Genomic DNA, 16,242 nt, shown 5'->3' on the forward strand with positions numbered 1-16,242 from the left:
CCCATGGCCTGCAAACGTCTATATGAGCGCCGAACACGCAATCACTATCACGAGGACGCACCATGGCAGGCCATTCCAAATGGGCCAACATCCAGCACCGCAAGGGACGTCAGGACGCCGCGCGGTCCAAGCTGTTTTCCAAGCTGTCGAAAGAGATCACCGTAGCCGCCAAGATGGGCGACCCCGATCCCGACAAGAACCCGCGCCTGCGTCTGGCCGTTAAAGAGGCCAAGTCGAACTCAGTCCCCAAGGACGTGATCGACCGCGCAATCAAGAAATCGGTTGCAGGCGAAGGCGACGAATACGAAGAAATCCGGTACGAGGGCTATGGCCCCAACGGTGTCGCTGTGATCGTCGAAACGATGACGGACAACCGCAACCGGACGGCCTCGACCGTGCGTTCGACCTTCTCGAAGAACGGCGGCAACCTGGGCGAGACCGGATCGGTCGGGTTCATGTTCGAACGCAAGGGTGAGGTTGTTTACTCAGCCTCTGTCGGAGATGCCGACACCGTGTTCGAAGCAGCCATCGAAGCAGGCGCTGAAGACGTCGAAAGCTCGGACGAAGGGCACATCATCTGGTGCGCCGATACCGATTTGAACGATGTGTCGAACGCGCTGGAAGCCGCGTTGGGCGAGACCGAGTCGACCAAGCTGGTCTGGAAGCCGACCACAACGACCGAGCTGGGTCTGGACGACATGCAAAAGCTGATGAAGCTGATTGATGCGCTGGAAGACGATGATGACGTGCAGCGCGTCACCACCAATTTCGAGGCCACGGATGAGGTCATGGCGCAGCTCTGATCCGCGTCAAACAGCAGTCTTTGGAAACCCGGCCGTTGGTCGGGTTTTTCTTTGTCTGTTCGCCGGAACCTTATAGGCTGAAAGCTAAGCATTGTGTCCGTAGGGCATTTGAAATCAATGAGAGAATGACGGACAGCCCGGCAACCACACCTAAACGGAATATCCCGGTTCTAGCCGGGCAGAGCATCCTGTCTCAGGTCGCGTGGACGCTGGGTAGCCCGTCCGTAGTGCTGCCGTTTCTGGCCGTGTCGCTGGAGTTGCCGATGTTCATTGCCGGGGCTCTGGTGTCGATCCGGATGGCGGGCAGCATGATCTCGGACGTGTTTCTGGCGCAGCCGATTGCGGCGCGGCCACAAAAGAAACGCGGGATTGCCCTGACCGAAATTGCCATCGGCGCTTGTCTTATCATGGCGGTGGTGGTGGCTTCGACCGGAGTGGTTCCAGCCATCGGCGTGGCCTTCGTTGCAGCGTTTTTTCTGATTGGTCTGATAGAAGAGATTCAGTCGCTGATGTATACCGACCTCATTGGCGATCACGTGCATTCCAAATCGCGAATGGTTTTGCATTACCTGCAACTTGGCATCGGCGGATTGGGCGCCATCGGGCTGGCTCTGCTGGTGCATGAGATAACCAAGGAAAACCCACCTTTTTCGCGCCATTCGGCAGTGATTGCCGTCTCGGTCACTTTTTTCGTTCTGTCGGGCCTGTCCATTTTGGCGATGTCCGAGATTGCCAAGAAGACTGAGACCAAGGGTGACGCGCTGCCTGCGCGGAAACGGAAGTTCTCGGAGAACTTCACCGACATCATTGCCATGTTCGATCAGGCCTGGTTTCGCCACTACATGGTCATGCGCATACCCTTGGTCGTGGTGTCCCTGTCGGTGCCGTTCTTTGCACTGATCGCGGCCGAGGCGCATCACGCATCAGCCAAGGGTTTGACCGCAATGATCATCTCATCGGCGTCGGGGTATCTGGTCTCAGCCCCTTTGTGGCAGTTGGTGAACATGAAATCGCACCGCGCCGTAATGGTGGTGGGCAACCTGATGGTGGCTTTCACCGGGGGTGGGTTGTTGGCAGTGCATTTCTTGGGGGTCGATCATGCGGTGCATCTTCACGCGGTAGCGTTGTTTATCGTGACGGTGGCCGTGACGGGCATCAGCGGGGCGAGAAAACTGTATTTCCTTGACGTGGCCCCCAAGGATCAGCGCGTAAAAGGGGCGGCAGCGATCAAAAGCATTTGCCGGATCACAGCGGTCATCCTGTCGGCTGCACTGGCGGCGGTCGCACACATACACGAAGTCGCCTGGGCAGTATTCTTCATCGTTCTCGTCAGCCTGTTTGCCGCCATCACCTGCTATCGGGTGGTTTTGCCGAACACAAAGAAGTCCGAGGTGGCGTGACACGGCGCATCAGCGCTAAGTGGATAGTAACGCGCGTGCCGCAACTTGTTTGACCGAAGCGGTCAGTGGTGCCAGCGCAGAGGACAATACGCGGCCCACTTGCCATGTCAGCGGTACGTCCAGGGGCGCATCGGGCAGCAACGGAACCAATCGCCCGTCATCCAATGCATGTTGCGCCAGCCCGATTGGGTTCATACCCCAACCCATCCCCGCCATTGCCGCGTCCACGAAACCCTGCGGTGAGGGCAGGAAATGCGAGGGCGGCGCAATCCTCTGACCGGTCTGTTCGATGATCCACGATTTTTGCAGACTGTCCTTGCGGTTGAAGGTCAAACAGGGCGCCCGTGCCAACGTGGTTGCGTTCACCCCATCGGCAAACCACTGGCGCATGTAGCTCGGGCTTGCGGTCGCGATATAGCGCAGCGCCCCCAAATCCAAAGCATCGCAACCGGCCACCAGCTGACTGCCCACCGTGATGGCGGCACTGACCTCTCCACGTCGCAACCATTCCGCCGAATGGTCCTGATCATCGACCACTAGATCGAACAGTAAGCCATCGATCTGAGCCATGGCGTCGATGAACCACGTCGCCAATACGTCGGCGGGAACGGCCACGCGGACGCGGGCCGGACCGCTGGCCTGATCCAGAGTTAGTTCCCGGGCCAGTTTGGCCTCGAGCAATCCAATATCCTCGGCATGTTGCGCAATTCTCAACCCTGCCGGAGTACCCGTGCATGGCGTGCCGCGTTGGATCAGGGCCGCGCCGACGCGATCCTCCAGCGCTTTGATCCGTTGCGATATGGCTGAGGGTGTGACGGCCAACTCGGCAGCTGCGGCCTCAAAGCTGCCGTGTCGCAAGATTGAAGACAGCGCAGACAGGTGATTGGGATCAAGCAGCATTAGCCAAACTTAACTGAGGTCAACATCTTTAATTTGATAGAGGGCCGCAATACCCGTAGTCAATGCCTCGGAACCATAGGAGGTCACATGTCTACATCCCTGATCGCAGGCTTTGCTTTGGGCTTCAGCCTTATCCTCGCCATCGGTGCGCAGAACGCTTTTGTGCTGCGTCAGGGGCTGCGACGCGAGCATGTGCTGCCCTTGTGCCTGACCTGTGCAGTGTCGGACGCCATTCTGATCGCAGCAGGTGTCGCGGGCTTCGGCGCGCTGGCCGCGGCAGCGCCTTGGTTCGAAACGGTCATGCGCTACGGGGGCGCGATCTTTCTGACATGGTACGGCTTGCGCAGCCTGCAATCGGCCTGGCGCGGCGGTGCGGTGATGGACGTGGCCGAGGGGCAGCGCGCCAGCCTGAGGTCGGTTTTGTTGACCGTACTGGCTTTCACCTGGCTGAACCCGCATGTCTATCTGGATACGGTGGTGCTGATCGGGTCGATCTCGGCCCAATATGATGACCGATTGGCCTTTGCGCTGGGCGCGATGCTATCCAGTTTCGTGTTCTTCTTTTCACTGGGTTACGGGGCAGGAGTTCTGTCCCCTGTCTTTGCCAAACCTCGGGCATGGCAGGTTCTGGATGTGGTGATCGGCGTGGTCATGCTGGGAATCGCTTACAAACTTGTGGCGATGTGAAGGGTTGCCCCTGCAGGGGTTTCGGTGTTCAACCGTTAACATGACAACTCTTGCGCCCACATACCGCCCGCTGGTGGGCATGTTCTGGATGTTTGCCGCCGGGGTGTCCTTTGTGGTCATGACCGCGCTGGTCAAGTCGCTAGGCTCGACGATGGACCCGATTCAGGCGGCGTTTATTCGGTTCGTCTTTGGGCTGGTCTTTCTGTTGCCCGCCCTGAAACTGGTCCTGACGACGCACCTGACGCGCCGACACCTGACCCTGTTTGGGGCGCGCGGGATCGTGCACGCTGTGGCCGTGATGCTGTGGTTCTTTTCGATGACGCAGATTCCCTTGGCCGAGGTCACGGCGATGAATTACATGACGCCCGTGTATGTCACCTTGGGCGCGGCGCTGTTTCTGGGTGAGAAACTGGCCTTTCGCCGGATTGCCGCGATCTGTGTGGCGGTGATCGGCGTCATCATCATTCTCCGGCCCGGGTTCCGCGAGGTTTCAGCAGGCCACCTGACGATGCTGGGCACGTCTTTGGCGCTTGGTGCGTCTTATCTGATCGCAAAGGCGCTTGTGCGAGACCTGCCGCCGTCGGTCGTGGTGGCGCATATGTCGATCTGGGTGACGCTTGCCCTGATCCCATTTGCAGTGGCCGTCTGGACCCCGCCCACCTTGCGCGATCTGGGCGTTCTGTTTCTGGTCGCCAGCTTTGCCACCGCCGGTCACTACTTCATGACGATTGCGCTGAAAGCCGCACCTGTGGCGGTCACGCAGCCGGTGACCTTCCTGCAGCTGATCTGGGCCACACTAGTCGGCGCGTTGGTTTTTCACGAAAGCGTCGATGTTTGGGTTGTCGCGGGCGGTTCGCTGATCCTGTCGGCTGTCAGCTTCATCGCCTGGCGTGAGGCGATATTGAACCGCAGCAACCTGACCACACCCAGTATTGCGCCCAAGATTTAGCGGCATTCAGCGCGTGAAAAAGGTTATTGATTGACGAGTCAATAAAAACCCCGTAGCGTTTTTCCCACTTAACGTTGGGAGAGGACAGCTATGCCGAAACTCGGAATGGAGCCAATCCGTCGCGACGCGATCGTACGCGCGACGATCGCCGAGCTTGGGTCGAAAAAGTCCCTCGACGTGACTGTCAGCCAGATCGCCAAGCGGGCCGGAATGTCCAGTGCCCTGGCGCATCACTATTTTGGCGGCAAAGATCAGATTTTTCTGGCCGCGATGCGACGTATCCTGTCCGATTTTGGTGCCGAGGCGCGTGGGGAACTGAAAACCGCGCCTCCGAAGGAGAGGGCGCAGGCTATCATCCGTGCCTGCTTTGCACCTTCTTGCTTTACGCCTGATGTCATCGCGGCATGGATGACGTTTTACGTTCTGGCCCAGACAAACGACGAAGCCCTGCGCCTGTGGCAGATTTATCAGTCGCGTATCCGATCCAACCTGATCGACGCCCTGCGCCCGTTAATGAGGGACCCGGTCGAAGCGGCCGAGAACATGATTGCCCTGATCGACGGGCTGTATATTCGCGCTGCCCTCAGCGCTCCGGAAGAACCCCAACTGGCCGTGAACCACGCGATGCGTGTTCTCAATACTCTGCTCGAGGCTGAAAAATGACAAAACCAAACATTCTGATCCTGATGGTGGATCAGCTTAACGGTACCCTCTTTCCCGACGGTCCCGCCGAATGGCTTCATGCTCCGAACCTGAGGAAGCTGGCGGAACGATCGACGCGGTTTGCCAATGCCTACACGGCCTCGCCGCTGTGCGCGCCGGGGCGGGCCAGCTTCATGTCCGGCCAGTTGCCTTCGCGCACGGGGGTCTATGACAACGCGGCCGAATTCAGCAGTGACATCCCCACCTATGCGCATCACTTGCGCCGTGCGGGCTATTACACCTGCCTGTCGGGCAAGATGCATTTTGTTGGCCCCGATCAGCTGCACGGGTTCGAAGACCGTCTGACCACCGACATCTACCCCGCCGATTTTGGCTGGACGCCGGACTATCGCAAGCCGGGTGAGCGGATTGATTGGTGGTATCACAACATGGGTTCGGTGACCGGCGCAGGTGTGGCCGAAATCTCGAACCAAATGGAATACGACGACGAGGTCGCCTACAACGCCAAGGCCAAGCTCTATGATCTGGCGCGCGGCAACGATGACCGCCCCTGGTGTGTGACCGTCAGCTTTACCCATCCGCACGACCCGTATGTGGCGCGCCGGAAATACTGGGACCTCTACGAGGATTGCGAACACCTGCTGCCCGAGGTTCCGGATCTGGGTTACGACAATCAGGACCCGCATTCCAAGCGTATCTTTGACGCCAACGACTGGCGCAGCTTTGACATCACCGAGGAAGACATCCGCAAATCCCGCCGCGCGTATTTCGCCAATATCTCGTATCTTGACGACAAGATCGGTGAGATTCTCGAGGTTCTGGAAACCACGCGGCAAGAGGCGATCATCCTCTTCGTCTCGGATCACGGCGATATGCTGGGCGAGCGCGGCCTGTGGTTCAAGATGACCTTCTTCGAAGGCTCGTCGCGCGTGCCGCTGATGATCTCGGCGCCGGACCTGCCTGCCGGCCGGATTGATACGCCGGTTTCGACAATCGACGTGACGCCCACGTTGGGTACGCTGGCGGGCGTCGACATGGCCGAGATCGCACCATGGACCGATGGCGAAGACCTCGTGCCTTTGGCGCAAAGCGGCGAGCGGACCGCGCCGGTGGCGATGGAATACGCGGCTGAGGCGTCTTACGCTCCGCTGGTCTCGCTGCGCTATGGCAAGTGGAAATACAACCGCTGCGCGCTGGACCCAGATCAGTTGTTCGACGTTGAGGCTGACCCGCACGAGCAGGTAAACCTTGCTGAAGATCGCGCCCATGCCGGAACGCTGGAATCTCTGCGCGCGAAATCCGAGGCCCGCTGGGATCTGGACCAGTTCGACGCAGAAGTGCGCGCCAGCCAGGCCCGCCGCTGGGTCGTCTATGAGGCGCTGCGGCAGGGTGGTTACTACCCTTGGGATTACCAGCCCCTGCAGAAAGCGTCCGAACGCTACATGCGCAACCACATGGATCTGAACACCGTTGAGGAAAGCCAGCGTTTCCCGCGCGGCGAGTAACCTCTTCATCTTTTGATAAATACTCCTGCCGAACGGTTCCAAACGCGGTTCGGCAGGTTATGGAGACCTGAAAAATGGAAGCAGATTTCGTCATCGTTGGCGCAGGGTCCGCGGGCTGCGCGATGGCTTATCGCCTGAGCGAGGCAGGGGCCTCGGTTCTGGTGATCGAACATGGCGGCACCGATGCCGGGCCGTTCATCCAGATGCCGGCGGCGCTGAGCTATCCGATGAACATGGCGCGTTATGACTGGGGTTATCAGTCCGAGCCCGAGCCGCACCTGAAGAATCGCCGTTTGGCCTGCCCGCGCGGCAAGGTGATCGGCGGATCGTCCTCGATCAACGGGATGGTCTATGTGCGCGGCCACGCGCGCGACTTCGACACTTGGTCCGACATGGGCGCGGATGGCTGGTCTTATGCGGATGTGCTTCCGTACTATAAGCGTATGGAAACATGGCACGATGGCGGCCATGGTGGCGATCCCGAATGGCGGGGCAAAGATGGTCCCCTGCACGTGTCGCGCGGCCCGCGTGAGAACCCTCTGTTCCAGGCCTTTGTCGATGCCGGTCAGCAGGCGGGGTACGAGGTCACCGGCGACTATAATGGCGAAAAGCAGGAAGGCTTTGGCCCAATGGAGCAGACCGTCTGGAAAGGACGGCGCTGGTCGGCGGCAAATGCCTATCTGAAACCTGCGCTCAAGCGCGACAATTGCGAAATCGTACGTGGACTGGCGTCGCGCGTGGTCATGGAAAACGGCCGTGCGACCGGCGTAGAACTGATGCGCGGCGGCAAAAAAGAAATCATACGCGCCCGGCGCGAGGTGGTTCTGGCTGCGTCCTCGATCAACTCACCCAAGTTGCTGATGCTGTCGGGGGTCGGTCCGGCGGCCCATCTGGCCGAGCACGGGATCGAGGTTGTTGCAGATCGTCCTGGGGTGGGCGCAAACCTGCAAGACCATCTGGAACTGTACATCCAGCAGGCCTCGTTGCAGCCGATTACGCTGTATAAGCACTGGAACCTTGTCAGCAAAGGTCTGATCGGGGCGCAGTGGCTGTTCACGAAAACCGGTCTTGGCGCGTCGAACCAGTTCGAAAGCGCGGCCTTTATCCGTTCGAACCCGGGGGTCGAGTATCCGGACATCCAGTACCACTTCCTGCCAATTGCCGTGCGTTACGATGGTCAGGCTGCAGCGGAAGGGCACGGCTTCCAGGCACATGTGGGGCCAATGCGGTCTCCGTCACGCGGGGCGGTCACGTTGCGTTCAGACCGACCCGAAGACGCCCCGGTGATCCGGTTCAACTACATGAGCCATGAAAAGGACTGGGAAGACTTCCGCAAATGTATCCGCCTGACCCGTGAGATTTTCGGGCAGGACGCGTTCAAACCCTTTGCAGGCAAGGAAATCCAGCCGGGCGCCGACGTGCAGACCGATGAAGAGCTGAACGGCTTCATCGCTGAACATGCCGAAAGCGCCTATCACCCCTGCGGTACCTGCCGGATGGGCCGGGCCGACGACAAGAACGCGGTTGTTGATCCTGAGGGTCGAGTTATCGGTGTCGACGGGCTGCGGGTCGCCGACAGCTCGATCTTCCCGCAGATCACCAACGGCAACCTCAACGCACCGTCGATCATGGTGGGCGAGAAGATGTCGGATCATCTGCTGGGTAAAGAGGCCTTGCCAAAGGCCAACGACCGCCCGTGGATTCACCCGGCATGGGCGACTGCGCAGCGGTGATTTGATCCGCGTCAAAGCGGGGTGTGAGAAATATCTATAGACCTGAATCGCAACGACATATTTTAGGAGCGAACAGGAATGTCCCACACCCCGCATGAACTGGCCGAAGAGTTTCCGGACAAAGTCGAACTGATGAGCCAGCTCAAGCAATCGGATGCGCATTTCGCCCGGCTGGCGGATGAGTATCACGAGGTCAACCGCGTCGTGCACCGCGCGGAAACCAACATTGAGCCGATGGAAGACTTGGCCGAAGGCGAGCTGCGCAAGAAGCGCGCTGCGCTGAAAGATGAGATCTGGTCGATCCTGTCTAAGGCTTAAGATCCAAGGGCGGGGGCTATGCCCCCGTCGTGCCAGTCCGCGAAACCTCCGAAGTTCAGGTGACCTCATAGGGCAGGGTGCCGCGGGTATGGGCGTTGATGGACAGGCGGCGTTCCAGAGGCGGGACCGAGCGTTGGTGGCAGTTTTGCCGCTCGCAGATGCGGCAGGAAATGCCGATGGGTTCGTAGGCGCTTGCGTTATTAATATCTAGGTTGTCGGCATAGACCAGCGCCTCGGCGTGACGAGTCTCGCACCCAAGGGCGATGGCATAGCGGCGCACGGGCGCGCCGTAAGAGCCGCCCGATTTCGATACATCCCTTGCCAGAGAGATATAGCGAACGCCATCCGGCGTTTCCGCCAGTTGGCGCAGGAAATGGCCCGGGGTTTCAAAGGCGCGATGAACGTTCCACAGGGGGCAGGCGCCGCCAAAGCGGGCGAATTGCAGGCGCGTGGCCGAATGGCGCTTGGTTATGGTCCCGGCCTGATCGACGCGCACGAAGAAGAACGGGATTCCCTTGGCGCCGGGGCGCTGCAGTGTCGAGAGCCGGTGCGCCACCTGTTCAATGGACGCTCCGAACCGGTTGCTGAGAAGTTCAAGATCGTGGCGGTAGTCCTGCGCGGCAGACAGAAAGGCATCATAGGGCATCAGTGATGCCCCGGCGAAATAGTTGGCCAGACCGATCTTGGCGATGGCGCGGGCCTCGTCGCTTTGGAACTTGGCGAAGTCCAGCGTCGCGTCGAGCAGCTTGTCCTGACTGATCAGCGCCACTTGCAGCAGCAGTTGAAACACCTGTGTCGGCGGTGCTGTGCGCGACGAAAGTTTCAGCGTTTTGCTGTCAGCGTCGTATTTCCGGGTTTCGGGAATGTCCACGAATTGCACACGAATGCCGCGCTCGCCCAAGCTGCTGATGGCTGCCGCGCGGATTCCTCCGGCCTCTTCGGCGCGTTGCGAAAACCGCTCTGCCGCGCGGTCGACCGCGTCGATGTAGTTGTCGCAATAGTGGAAGAAGTCGCGTACTTCCTCCCACGGGCTGGCCTGAATCTGCGCGTCTTCACGACCCAGGGCCTCGTCCAGCGAGGCCAGCCGTTCGTGCGTTTGGCGGTACGTGCGGTGCAATGCGATGAACGCGCGGGCCAGTGCGGGCGCGTTCGAAGCGGTCAGGCGCAGATCGGCCAGCGGCGGCATGTCGTCGAAGACGGGATCCGCCAGCGCCTCGCGCATGTCTGAGACCAGACGTTCACTGTCGCCGGTACTCAACTCGGTCACATCCATGCCGAATTCCTGCGCCAGCGCCAGAACAACCGTGGTCGAGATCGGCCGGTTGTTGTTCTCCATCTGGTTCAGGTAGGGCAGCGAAACACCCAGTTTCGTGGCGAATTCCTTTTGCGTCAGGGTCAGGCGCGTGCGCATTTCGCGCAGTTTCGCACCGGCGTAAAGTTTTTGGGTAGCCATCGCGAGCCTTTGCAACTTTTCTGTTGTGGCAAGCTAACTTTGCAAACCGTTCGGCGCAAGCTGTGTTACAGGCCCAATTGCCTTTCGCGCCTTATGACTGAAACAATGGCGCAGATTGCCAGAACGGATGTTGCCAGCATCAGCCATAGCAGCGGCATCGCGCCGGTTTCATGGGTCAGCAGAGCACCGGCAAGGGCGCTGAGGCCAGCGCCGCCGCCCAGCATGATCGCGCCACTCAGGCCTGAGGCGGTGGCGGCAAGGTGGGGGCGTACGGACAGGGCGCCCGAAGTGGCATTGGGGATTGTCATGCCGTTGCCGATCCCCACAAAGGTCATGAAGCCGAAGAAGCTGAGCGCGGTGCCGAAGCCCGCGAGAAACAGAATGGCCGACAGGGCGACGCCGATTGCGTTCAGCCAGCAGCCCCAGAACACCATCCGGTTCACACCAAACCGAACCGAATACCGCCCGCTGAAGAAGTTCCCAAAGAAATACCCGACAGCTGGTGCGCCAAAATAGATGCCGACTTGCGCGGCGCTAAGGCCAAAGAGTTCGGTGCCGATAAAGGGTGCTCCGCCCAGATAGGCAAAGAAGGAGCCTGAGGACAAAGCAGATGACAGCGAATAGCCCCAGAACCGGGGTGAGCGCAGCAATTCAGGGTATTCGCGGAACTGCTGTATCAGCGTCTTGCCGCTTTTGGCCGAGGTTTCGCCAAAGTCAACATAGGTCAGGGCCAGCGTCATGACGCCCAGTGCAAAGGGCAGCCAGAAATTGGCCTTCCAGCCAAAGCTCTCTTCCAAAACGCCACCAATTGCCGGGCCGATCATGGGGACAACGGCCATACCCATCGTGACATATCCGATCATTGAGGCCGCCTGATCCTGATCATACAGATCGCGTACCGCAGCCCGGCTGAGCACCATGCCCACAACCACAACGGCCTGACACATCCGAAAGACCAGAAACACCTCGATGTTCGGGGCGTAGATGCAGCCCAGAGTGGCGACGAGGAACAGCGCCAGTCCCCACAGCATTACGGGGCGACGCCCGGCCTTGTCTGCGATCGGACCGATCAAGATCTGCAGCACTGCATTGACCAGCAGATACAGCGCAATCGAAAGCTGCATCACCTTGTAGTCGGCCTGAAAGTGCAGCGCCATGTTTGGTAGGCTGGGCAGGAACAGGTTTAGGCTGAGCGCGGACAGCCCAGACAGCAAAACCAACGTCGATATCGTGGGGGGTGAGCGGTGCACCCGGGGTGAACTGAACTGCATGGTTCACAGGTATAGTGACCGTTTCAGGGATTGCTATGCCTGACTGCGTTTCACTGTGATACTTAGCAAATTTACAGTTTTCCAGAAGTTTGTTGCGGTTGGTTTGCAAATTTGCCGAAAGATGCTTTGGCCCTGATGCGTATACGTATAGTGTCGCGCGAAATCTCACAGGGAATGAGCGCCATGAAAGATATCCTTACCGAGCTTGAAGACCGCCGCAACGATGCCCGGCTGGGCGGTGGGCAAAAGCGTATCGACGCGCAGCATGGGCGTGGCAAGCTGACCGCGCGCGAGCGGATCGAGCTGCTGCTGGACGAAGGCAGCTTTGAAGAGTTCGACATGTTCGTCAGCCATCGCTGCACCGATTTCGGGATGGAAAAACAAAAGACTGCGGGCGATGGCGTGGTTACCGGATGGGGCGCGATCAACGGCCGGATGGTCTATGTGTTCAGCCAGGACTTCACCGTGTTTGGCGGCTCGCTGTCGGAAACCCACGCTCAGAAGATCTGCAAGATCATGGATATGGCAATCCAGAATGGCGCGCCGGTCATTGGAATCAACGACTCGGGTGGTGCGCGAATCCAGGAAGGTGTGGCTTCGCTGGCGGGCTATGCCGAGGTGTTCCAGCGCAACATCATGGCTTCGGGCGTGGTGCCGCAGATCAGCGTGATCATGGGCCCCTGTGCCGGTGGCGCGGTGTACAGTCCGGCGATGACCGACTTTATCTTCATGGTCAAAGACACCTCTTACATGTTCGTGACCGGCCCTGACGTTGTAAAAACCGTCACCAACGAGGTCGTCACAGCCGAGGAACTGGGCGGGGCCTCGACCCACACCAAGAAATCCTCGGTCGCGGATGGAGCGTTTGAAAACGATGTCGAGGCGATGGCCGAAGTGCGTCGTCTGGTCGACTTCCTGCCGTTGAACAACCGCGAGAAACCCCCAGTGCGTCCGTTCTTTGACAGCCCGGAGCGGATCGAGACGTCGCTGGATACGCTAATCCCTGACAACCCGAACACGCCCTATGACATGAAAGAGCTCATCACCAAAGTGGCGGATGAGGGCGATTTCTACGAAATCCAAGAAGATTACGCCAAGAACATCATCACCGGCTTCATCCGACTGGAAGGGCAGACCGTGGGCGTTGTGGCCAACCAGCCGATGGTTCTGGCCGGGTGTCTGGATATCGACAGCTCGCGCAAGGCCGCGCGGTTTGTGCGCTTCTGCGACTGTTTCGAAATTCCGATCCTGACGCTGGTGGACGTGCCGGGCTTCTTGCCGGGGACTTCGCAGGAATATGGCGGGGTGATCAAGCACGGTGCCAAGCTGCTGTTCGCCTACGGTGAAGCGACCGTTCCCAAAGTCACCGTGATCACTCGTAAAGCCTATGGTGGCGCCTATGACGTTATGGCTTCCAAGCACCTGCGCGGTGATTTCAACTATGCCTGGCCCACGGCCGAGATCGCGGTGATGGGCGCCAAGGGCGCGACCGAGATCATCCACCGCGCCGATCTGGGCGATGCGGAAAAGATCGCACAGCACACGCAGGACTACGAAGACCGGTTCGCCAACCCCTTCGTCGCCGCTGAACGTGGCTTCATCGATGAGGTGATCATGCCGCAATCGACCCGCCGCCGTGTGTCCCGTGCGTTTGCCAGCTTGCGGAACAAGAAGCTGAAGAACCCGTGGAAAAAGCACGACAATATCCCGCTGTAAGGGATATGCCGAAGGATCCGCTTACCCGTGACTTCTCTGTAGGCGGATCATGGCCCAACGGTCGGAATGAAGTTTGACTTTGAGACTTAAGTTGATAGATGACTGACTCCATCAGACATAGAATAGCGCGGGCCACAAGCCATGCGCGCGCGACCCCGGAGAGAGGAGCCCGCGTCAACCGGGGCTGGGGTCGCGCCTTTATTCTGATGTTTCTGGGATGGTCATCTACCTCTGTTGCGCAAGCCGAAAATCTGTTGCCGGTCCCTTCGGGACAACCCGTGCATCTGAGCGATGTGCTGCTGGACAACAACCCGGGCGAGTTGTGGGTCAGGTTCCGTTTTGTGGCACCAAAGATCGGCTATACCGCCGGGCGGATCGGCTATGACGTCGCCTCGAATGACATGGAACACCTGTGCCAGACACTTGCGGTTGCTTATGTAGCGCGTCATGAGCTTGATCCGGCGCGTGTCGTGATCTCGCTGTCTGACCGGCCTGTCGAATTCGGTCGATCTGCGCCTGACGCCACGCAGTTTTTTGAAGCCTACCGGCTGGAGCAATCCCAATGTATCTGGGAGGGGCTCTGACCATGAAACCCAATTTTCACCACCTCAGAGCGTATCTGAATATCAATGCGACTTTGGAGGTGCGCGATATGATCCCGTCTGTTTTGAGGGGTTACTCTGTTTCCCTGATTTCCGTGAACAGCGAGGTGCCGGAATGCTGAAGCACCGCGGTTTTCCAGGACGTCTTCCGGGCACGGATTTCCAGTTCACCATACGCCGGGCCAACCCCAAAGGGGTCACGCCGATCACGCGGCGCGAGCGGTTTCGCGATCGCAAGCCGGCCGACCGTCGTGCGGACGCCGCGTTCATGGAGGCCCTGTGGCAGAACTTCGGAGATCAGCCCTTCGAGCGTGGTAATCTGGATGCCGGTCGCCTGAGCTGGCTGTTCGAGCGCGAAGTCATCGCGGCTGAAGACCCATTTGATCCGGCCAGCTATGACGCGTTGCTGGTGATCGACGTGGACGCGGCGCGGATGTCGTTTCCTGATATCTTCGACGGGGTGCGCTGAGCCTTGCGAACCGCTGTCGCACATATCCATCCGGGGAAACCTTCGGAAAAAACCCTGCCCGGTCGCGGGCAGGGCGGTTCTGTGCGTTCAGAAATTCAGCTGCGCGGCGACCTGAACACGGTTGCCGTCGAAGGTCCGGCCAGTGGTCGCATCGTTCCGCTCGCCATAGATGTATTCGGCGCTCAGCGTCAGATTTTCAGTGGCCTGATAGAAGGCGTTGACGTGGATCGTCTCCAGCTCGGTAAAGGACAACGTGCCGGTCGAGGTCGGCAGGTCGTAGTCTTCCTTGCCGTAAGCGATGCCGACATTCCACTTTTCACCCAGATCTTGTCGCAGTTCGATGGTGTATCCGTCCACGTCGTTGGCGACGCCGCCAACGACCGGATCACCAAGCCCGATCAGGTAGGGGCCAAGCGCTTCGCCGGTAACGTAGTTGACCTGAAACAGGCCGCCTGCCCACGGACGCACCGAACCAGACAGGGTAAAGCCGGTCTGATCCACCTCAACGCCACCACCTTCGGCCTTGCCGTACAACGCCGCAGCACGGGCGATGTAGGTTCCGTCATTGTATTCTGCCGAGGCGGTCAGCACCGGGTCGTCCGAATCCGATCCGCTGACGTTTTCTTCGACCGAAACGGCGAAGGACGTGTTGGTCGCAAAGCTGTTGGTATACCGGACCTGCGGCTGACGCGCGAAGGCAATGCCGACGGGACCATTGAACTCAACCGAGGTTGGGTAGGTGTCCAGCGGTTGAAAGTTGGTCCAGTACTGGCCGATCAACCAATTGTCCCCGATTCGGATATTGGCGTGGCGCAAACGGAACTCGGCGGTACCGTTAGAGGCGAACAAATCGACCTCCAGTTGACCTCCAATTTCGCCAATCGCACTGGGCGTGCTGGTCAGCAGGCCGATCCGAGACTGGCGAAGGGTCGCTCCAAAGGTGCCGTCAGTGGCAGCCGAGGGTTCACCTATGACATTCACAAATGCTGTGTCACCTTGGTCAAACTCGAAGTCGTAAAAGAAGTCGGCTTTGACATAACCGTAAACGTCCAGAGTAGTGTTGCCGATTCTGAATTCCCCTGGGGTAGTGTTCGGCCCTGTGGACTCCAGAGCTTCGATCCGGGCGCGCAATGCATCCAATTCAGCCTGGGTCTCGGCATCTTGGGCAAAGGCCAGCGTGCTGGTGGCGCTAAGGGCAGAGGCAGCAAGCAGGAATGCCTTTTTTCTCTTTATAATCATTTGGGTGCTCCCTTGTGTGCAGAAGTGCACGAGCAAGGTTTCACGCAAGTTTCTGTGTGGGAAATCACGAGAACGGGACAGAAAGCGCCCAGTTTCTCAAGCAAAAGTGCGCGGAGAGCAGGTAAGTTTCACATCAGGGTGAACAGATCGGTTAACCTTTCGTTTGGCAATGTCTTTTTGCGAACCCAACCCTTGTCGGACTGTGATGTTGCGGGTGCAGAAGCGCACGCCGGCGTTGTGGTTTGTAACGCCGATGTGACGGCGCAAACGGCTGAAGAAGAGCGTTTGAAGCTGCGCGGTGTCGGCGCAAATCTGCGCGGAAATTTGCCGAATGGGCGAATTCCAGCCGGAATTCCGCTGGGAAACAATACTGTGTTTGCGGCCCTGATTGTGCCGTGCAAAGTGATTGAGCCGTGCGGCTCTACTTTGCCTGCGCCGCACAAGCACCTACTATTCCGTACCCCTTCCTACCGCGGGCAGGTTTGTGAAACTCACAATACCTCGCCCGCGTTTTTCTTTGAGCGTGCTTCGCGC

16 protein-coding genes are annotated in these 16,242 nt (G+C 59.2%); 11 read left to right on the forward strand and 5 right to left on the reverse strand.

The features are described from left to right. The first annotated feature begins 62 nt into the window (after window positions 1-62). Both ACR0ER_RS02680 and ACR0ER_RS02685 read left to right on the forward strand, forming a co-directional pair. Entirely contained in the window at window positions 63-803 is a 741-nt protein-coding gene (locus ACR0ER_RS02680; protein ID WP_480767609.1) for a YebC/PmpR family DNA-binding transcriptional regulator, read from the forward strand. A 125-nt stretch (window positions 804-928) separates the two neighbouring features. Further along, window positions 929-2,203, forward strand: a complete 1,275-nt coding sequence (locus ACR0ER_RS02685; RefSeq protein ID WP_480767610.1) for a permease — start codon at window positions 929-931, stop codon at window positions 2,201-2,203. Window positions 2,204-2,218: 15 nt separating this feature from the next. Here ACR0ER_RS02685 and ACR0ER_RS02690 read toward each other — a convergent pair whose 3' ends face one another. Next, window positions 2,219-3,103 carry a LysR family transcriptional regulator ArgP gene (locus ACR0ER_RS02690; protein ID WP_480767611.1) on the reverse strand — a complete coding sequence of 295 codons (885 nt, stop codon included), beginning with the start codon at window positions 3,101-3,103 and terminating at the stop codon, window positions 2,219-2,221. A gap of 87 nt (window positions 3,104-3,190) precedes the next feature. On the opposite strand from ACR0ER_RS02690, the gene ACR0ER_RS02695 reads away from it, so the two are divergent. From ACR0ER_RS02695 to ACR0ER_RS02720, 6 genes are all read left to right on the forward strand, one after another. Then, entirely contained in the window at window positions 3,191-3,790 is a 600-nt protein-coding gene (locus tag ACR0ER_RS02695; protein ID WP_480767612.1) for a LysE/ArgO family amino acid transporter, read from the forward strand. Window positions 3,791-3,830: 40 nt separating this feature from the next. After that, window positions 3,831-4,739 (forward strand): DMT family transporter, encoded by a 909-nt coding sequence (locus ACR0ER_RS02700; RefSeq protein ID WP_480767613.1) that lies wholly within the window; start codon window positions 3,831-3,833, stop codon window positions 4,737-4,739. Between the two features lie 90 nt (window positions 4,740-4,829). Then, window positions 4,830-5,402, forward strand: coding sequence for a choline-binding transcriptional repressor BetI (betI, locus tag ACR0ER_RS02705; protein WP_480767614.1), 573 nt, complete (start codon window positions 4,830-4,832; stop codon window positions 5,400-5,402). Next, window positions 5,399-6,907, forward strand: a complete 1,509-nt coding sequence (gene betC, locus ACR0ER_RS02710; RefSeq protein ID WP_480767615.1) for a choline-sulfatase — start codon at window positions 5,399-5,401, stop codon at window positions 6,905-6,907. Before betI ends, betC begins: the two co-directional genes overlap by 4 nt. A gap of 74 nt (window positions 6,908-6,981) precedes the next feature. After that, entirely contained in the window at window positions 6,982-8,640 is a 1,659-nt protein-coding gene (gene betA / locus ACR0ER_RS02715) for a choline dehydrogenase (protein ID WP_480767616.1), read from the forward strand. Between the two features lie 78 nt (window positions 8,641-8,718). Next, window positions 8,719-8,958, forward strand: coding sequence for an HP1242/YdcH family protein (locus ACR0ER_RS02720; protein ID WP_170325806.1), 240 nt, complete (start codon window positions 8,719-8,721; stop codon window positions 8,956-8,958). 55 nt (window positions 8,959-9,013) lie between these two features. Here ACR0ER_RS02720 and ACR0ER_RS02725 read toward each other — a convergent pair whose 3' ends face one another. Continuing rightward, window positions 9,014-10,411: a helix-turn-helix domain-containing protein gene (locus ACR0ER_RS02725; RefSeq protein ID WP_480767617.1), complete on the reverse strand. Its 1,398-nt coding sequence runs from the start codon at window positions 10,409-10,411 to the stop codon at window positions 9,014-9,016. Window positions 10,412-10,476: 65 nt separating this feature from the next. After that, window positions 10,477-11,682 carry a multidrug effflux MFS transporter gene (locus ACR0ER_RS02730; RefSeq protein WP_480767618.1) on the reverse strand — a complete coding sequence of 402 codons (1,206 nt, stop codon included), beginning with the start codon at window positions 11,680-11,682 and terminating at the stop codon, window positions 10,477-10,479. Between the two features lie 183 nt (window positions 11,683-11,865). Here ACR0ER_RS02730 and ACR0ER_RS02735 point away from each other — a divergent pair, with 183 nt between their 5' ends. From ACR0ER_RS02735 to ACR0ER_RS02745, 3 genes are all read left to right on the forward strand, one after another. Beyond that, window positions 11,866-13,398: an acyl-CoA carboxylase subunit beta gene (locus ACR0ER_RS02735; RefSeq protein ID WP_480767619.1), complete on the forward strand. Its 1,533-nt coding sequence runs from the start codon at window positions 11,866-11,868 to the stop codon at window positions 13,396-13,398. Between the two features lie 98 nt (window positions 13,399-13,496). After that, window positions 13,497-13,982: a DUF6497 family protein gene (locus ACR0ER_RS02740; protein WP_480767620.1), complete on the forward strand. Its 486-nt coding sequence runs from the start codon at window positions 13,497-13,499 to the stop codon at window positions 13,980-13,982. A gap of 133 nt (window positions 13,983-14,115) precedes the next feature. Next, window positions 14,116-14,469: an alpha-amylase family protein gene (locus ACR0ER_RS02745; protein WP_170325801.1), complete on the forward strand. Its 354-nt coding sequence runs from the start codon at window positions 14,116-14,118 to the stop codon at window positions 14,467-14,469. 87 nt (window positions 14,470-14,556) lie between these two features. On the opposite strand, the gene ACR0ER_RS02750 is transcribed toward ACR0ER_RS02745, so the two are convergent. Both ACR0ER_RS02750 and ACR0ER_RS02755 read right to left on the reverse strand, forming a co-directional pair. Continuing rightward, window positions 14,557-15,708: a DcaP family trimeric outer membrane transporter gene (locus ACR0ER_RS02750; RefSeq protein ID WP_480767621.1), complete on the reverse strand. Its 1,152-nt coding sequence runs from the start codon at window positions 15,706-15,708 to the stop codon at window positions 14,557-14,559. A 96-nt stretch (window positions 15,709-15,804) separates the two neighbouring features. Then, window positions 15,805-16,155, reverse strand: coding sequence for a hypothetical protein (locus tag ACR0ER_RS02755; RefSeq protein WP_480767622.1), 351 nt, complete (start codon window positions 16,153-16,155; stop codon window positions 15,805-15,807). Window positions 16,156-16,242 lie beyond the last annotated feature (87 nt).

The organism is Ruegeria sp. CH8 (genome assembly GCF_056536985.1).